Below are 1,194 nucleotides of genomic sequence, written 5' to 3' on the forward strand. Positions count from 1 at the left end.
CGTTTGCGGTATAACTTCTTGCCGGACGTGCTTAGCCGGTTATTACGGACCCATTCTTTGCTGTCCTCCCACACGTGCCTTGTCACCACTTTTCGGTGATTTCGGGACTGTGTGCATTGCTCCAGCAATGGGCAACTTTTGCAATGTTCCGGATCGGAAGCATACTGCCGGTAACCCTTGCGGTCTGTGGTTCGGTATTTCAGCTCGTGACTCGCTGGACAAACATATAGATTACGTTCGGCATTAAAGGTAAACTTCCACTTCGGAAATAAGCCTTGCTTGGGATGAAATCTCCGGTGAGCAATCACGGCAAAGATCTTTCGACTTTGGAGTCCCCGGCAAATCGGTGTAGTCAAATAACCGGAATCGAGTGCAACAGCTTCAACGGCAAATCCAAAACGTTCTTGCTGGCGATCCAAACGCGACAAATAGGGCACGGAGTCATGGACATTTCCGGGCGTAACATGCACATCGGTTATAAGATTGTATTTCGTATCCACCGTTCGGTGGTCCAGATAAAAGAAGCCCTCGGGTTTGCCATCGCGAATCATATATCCGCTATCGGGATCGGTCTTGCTCACTTTTATTTCTTTTTCTTCATTCACTTCCTCTCTAGGTTTTAGGGCTTTTTTCCATGCGCCTTCCGGTCCTCGGTCACAGCAGCGTTGAGCTCGTCCACATAGTCCTTTGTATTTTGCAAAACCATTTGTTTGGTGTACTGGTGTTTATTCGCATTGGCTTTGACGTGAGTTGAATCTGTAACAAGGACACGTCCACCGACCATTCGGTGTGAAATGGCTTGAAGAATAATCTCATCGAAAATATCCTGGAAGATATTCGTATCTTTAAACCGGGTCCGTCGGTTCCAACTGATGGTCGTATGGTCTGGAACCTTGTCCGTCAACCCCAGCCCTAAAAACCAGCGGTAGGCCAAATTGGTTTGGATCTCCCGCTCCAATTGACGCTCGGAACGAATACCGTAAAAGTATCCAAGAAAAATCATCTTAAACAAGACCACCGGATCAATGGCAGGACGACCATTATCCGCACAGTATAACGGTCGAACTTTTTCATCGATAAAGGAAAAATCGATATATTTATCTACTTTGCGTAGCAAATGGTCTTGTGGCACTAAATCTTCGATTGAAACAAACTCGTAGGCTTGCTGTTTTTCTCGGTTGGACCGCAACATAC

Annotated in this window: 1 pseudogene; it reads right to left on the minus strand. The window is 46.6% G+C overall.

Annotation, left to right across the window (positions count from 1 at the left end):
* Positions 1 to 1,192, minus strand: a pseudogene (locus IEY53_RS34780) (IS1182 family transposase); the annotation flags it as partial.
* Positions 1,193 to 1,194: the final 2 nt, after the last annotated feature.

The organism is Paenibacillus albidus, assembly GCF_014644435.1.
GTDB lineage: Bacteria > Bacillota > Bacilli > Paenibacillales > Paenibacillaceae > Paenibacillus_AQ > Paenibacillus_AQ albidus.